The organism is Streptomyces capoamus (assembly GCF_014654935.1).
Taxonomy (GTDB): domain Bacteria; phylum Actinomycetota; class Actinomycetes; order Streptomycetales; family Streptomycetaceae; genus Streptomyces; species Streptomyces capoamus.
Window position 1 is genome coordinate 102,565 of record NZ_BNBF01000025.1, and the last position, 3,595, is coordinate 106,159.

The 3,595-nt window shown below is 72.9% G+C and carries 5 protein-coding genes; all 5 read left to right on the forward strand.

The window, feature by feature from the left end; all coding sequences use genetic code 11:
• The coding region (locus IE312_RS31265) for a hypothetical protein (protein ID WP_229900646.1) at window positions 1-748 on the forward strand (748 nt) is incomplete at its 5' end.
• The gene (locus IE312_RS31270) at window positions 745-1,527 is read left to right on the forward strand and encodes a hypothetical protein (protein WP_229900647.1); all 783 of its coding nucleotides are present in this window, start codon (window positions 745-747) and stop codon (window positions 1,525-1,527) included. The genes IE312_RS31265 and IE312_RS31270, both read left to right, overlap by 4 nt.
• Entirely contained in the window at window positions 1,524-2,420 is an 897-nt protein-coding gene (locus IE312_RS31275) for a hypothetical protein (protein WP_189985621.1), read from the forward strand. Before IE312_RS31270 ends, IE312_RS31275 begins: the two co-directional genes overlap by 4 nt.
• Before the next feature lie 211 nt (window positions 2,421-2,631).
• Complete coding sequence (locus IE312_RS31280) at window positions 2,632-3,207, forward strand: heme-binding beta-barrel domain-containing protein (RefSeq protein WP_189985622.1); 576 nt, start codon at window positions 2,632-2,634, stop codon at window positions 3,205-3,207.
• A 54-nt stretch (window positions 3,208-3,261) separates the two neighbouring features.
• The coding region (locus IE312_RS31285) for a Fur family transcriptional regulator (protein ID WP_229900648.1) at window positions 3,262-3,595 on the forward strand (334 nt) is incomplete at its 3' end.

Sequence of the window (3,595 nt, forward strand, 5' to 3'; positions counted from 1 at the left end):
CACCGATCCGGCACCCGCGGCCACCGGCGGCCCCGGGTCACGGCCGTCGCGCCCACCGAGCCGTACGCCACGGCTTCTGGTGGCCGCCGCCGTGCTCGGCCTGATCGCCGGCACCTGCGCCGGCTACCTCGTCCAGGCCGGCCGCGAGCCCACCGCACTGCCCCCGCTGTCCCAGCCGGAACTCGCCCGGACCGAGGGCGGAGCACCGCCGCCCCTGTCCGCGGCACAGGACCGCAAGGTCAAGGCCGACGGCGATCTGCGGGCACTGCTGCTGCGCAAGCCGGCCGGCGCGGGCGAGTCCCGGCCGGGCCGCGCCACGGACGGCTGGACGGGCCTGGCCGAACTGGCCGACACCTACGGCGACCCGGCGGACGGCTACGGCTGGCTGCTCAGCAAGGAGTTCCGCCGCGCGGCCGTCACCGGCTGGCGCGAGGGCACCCGCACGGTCCAGATCCGGCTGATCCAGTTCCGGCAGCAGGAGGTGCTCGGCGCCCGCGAGGCCGCCGAGAACGACGACTACTGGGCGCGGCAGGGCGGCGCAGCCGACAGCGGGGCGATTCCCGGCACGGGCGACGGCATGGCGTACGCGTACCGCAAGGCCCGCACCGAGTACGGCGTGCGCCAGTACCTCGCGAGGGCCCACGCCTGGCGCGGCGACATCGAGATGGAGATCTGGATCGACGACACCGGGCCGGTGCCCAAGAGAGCGGTCCTCGACCTGGCCGAGCGGCAGATGGAGCGGCTGTGACGACGGAGAACACCGGGCACGCGCCCCACGGGCGTCGCCGGCGGATCGCGCGCGGGGCGGGCGGGGCGGCACTGGCGCTCGCCGTCGTCGCCGGCGTGAGCTGCACCGCGGTCGCCGTGCACGAGGCCGATCACACCCCGGGCGTCGCGACCTGGCGCCTGCCCGAGGCTTCCGCGGGCGCCCCTGACGGGTCCCGGGGCGGCGGACTGCGCGCCATGCTCCTGCCCTACGGGGACCGGTACGGGCACGGCCCCGACCTGAACGAGTTCGGCTCCGACACCGAGCTGACCGGCCGCCAGGCCACCGCATTGCGCAAGCGGTCGCTGGCGAACCTGCCCCGGTCCCAGCGGCGGGCGCTGGAGCGGCAGATCGACCGGTACCCGGTCAAGGGCATCGCCCTGCGCAGCTTCATCAGCACCGCACGGCCGCCCGGGTCCGCGCAGGCCGCCTCCTCCGGCCGGGTGTTCACCCTCCAGATCCTGCTGACGCGGATGGCGGACCGGCACACCGCGCGGGCCACGGCCGCCTACCAGCGGCAGCTGCTCGGCGCCCTGGACCTCCGCAAGGGCCCGGCCGTCGAGGGCCACGAGGACGCCACGTGCGTCCTGCCGCCGGCCCGCCCGGGCGGGAAGCTCGGCATGATGCTGTGCTCCGGGTACGTCGGGGACGTCCTGGTCACCGCCAACGCCACCGCGGGCAGGCCACTGGACCAGCAGGGGGTGGCGCGGATGGTCGCCGCCCAGCTCGACCGCATCGAGGACCCGGGGAAAGCCGTATGACCGAGCAGACGCAGCACCAGGCGCAGGAGCCGGCCCCCGGGACCGCGCCGCCCCCGGGACCGCCGCCGCCCGCCGCACCGCCGGCCGCCGCATCGCCGGCCGCCGCACCGCCGGCCGCCGGCCCGCCCAAGGACCGCAAGGCGCTGCGGACGGCGGTGCGCTGGACCGCCGCCGTCGCCGTCCTGGCCCTGGTGGCGACCGGGACGGCCTTCGGGATCACCCGGATGGACCGGACGGACCTGCCGGGCCTGGCGACCGCCTCCGACGGACGCTGGCCGTACCCCGAGCTGGTCCGGCCACCGCTGCCGGCCGGCAGCCCGGGACCGTTCGACGCGCGGAACAAGACCGGCGCGCACCACGCCGACCTGCGCGCCCTGCTGCTGCCCGCGCCCGAGGGAGCCCGGCTGGACCCGCCGCCGCACGGAACGGACGGATGGCTGCCGACGAAGGACTTCCTCGTCCTCTTCCAGGGCGAGGAGAACCGCCGGGAACTGGGCCAGAAGCTCACCGACCACGGCCTGCGGCACATCGCGGCCCGCGGCTGGACCACCCCGGACGGCACGCACACCAGCATCCAGCTGCTGCAGTTCGACACCGCCGTGGTCTCCGAAGGCCTGATGGTCGGCAACCTCGTCAACAGCCAGGCGCCCACGTACTCGGTGCGCGGCGCCGACTCCTACGCCCTGGACGAGACGTTTCCGTCGAGGGCCCACGTGAAGGACGTGACGCTCTACCCGTACACGGAGACCGAACCGTACGGCGCCGAGCAGGTCCGGCAGGCGTACCTCGTGGCCGGGGACACCATCGCGGTCATCACCCAGTCCCGCCGGGGCACCGCGGACGCCGTACCGTTCCGGCAGACCGTGACCCTGCAGACGGAGCTGCTCACCTGAGCGGACCTCGTCGGGGACGTCCGGTCCCGGCCGCGTAAGCTGGGCTGCGGCTCTGTCGTTCGCTCACCCTCGCTCAAGGAGCACCCGTGGAGATCTTCTTCGAAACCCTGCTGGTCCTGGTCTGCGTCGGCGTGCTCGCCTTCGCGTACCTGACCGTGAAGAAGCTGTACCAGGGCCAGCGCTGACCCACACCACAGGAAAGCTGTCGCTCATGATCGAGATCCCGTCCGACCTCCACAAGGACCTCGTCCCGCTCGCCTTTCTGCTCGGCAACTGGGCCGGCGCGGGCGTGCACGACTTCCCTGGCGCGGAGAAGTGCAACTTCGGGCAGGAGGTCAGTTTCACCCACGACGGCCGGGACTTCCTGGAGTACCACTCCCGCACCTGGGTGCTGGACAAGGACGGCAACAAGGTCCGCCCGCTGGAGACCGAGTCCGGCTTCTGGCGGATCCACGCCGACCGCAAGGTCGAGGTGACGCTGACCCGCGACGACGGCGTCATCGAGATCTGGTACGGCGAGATGGCCGACAAGAAGCCGCAGATCGACCTGGTGACGGACGCCGTGGCCCGGATCCCCGGCGCGCGGCCCTACAGCGGCGGCAAGCGGCTGTACGGCTACGTGAAGAGCGACCTGATGTGGGTCGGCGAGAAGCAGACCCCCGAGGTGCCGCTGCGCCCCTACATGTCGGCCCAGCTGAAGAAGGTCGTCAGCCCCGAGGACGTCGAACGCTGGGCGAAGGCCCTCCCGGACGACATGCCGGACGACGGCATCGCCTTCTTCAAGTAAGCCCCTCAGCGTTCTCCCACGGGTCCGCGGCCCGGTGGCTCTAGACTTTCCGGTGTGGTGAGCACCGACTGGAAGAGCGACCTCAGGCAGCGCGGCTACCGATTGACGCCGCAGCGCCAGCTTGTCCTGGAAGCCGTGGACACCCTTGAGCACGCGACCCCCGACGACATCCTCGTGGAAGTGAGGAAGACGGCGTCGGGGGTCAACATTTCCACCGTCTACCGGACGCTGGAGCTGCTGGAGGAGCTGGGCCTGGTCAGCCACGCCCACCTCGGGCACGGTGCCCCGACCTACCACCTCGCCGACCGCCACCACCATCTGCACCTGGTGTGCCGGGACTGCGAGAACGTGATCGAGGCGGACGTCGAGGTGGCCGCGGAATTCACGG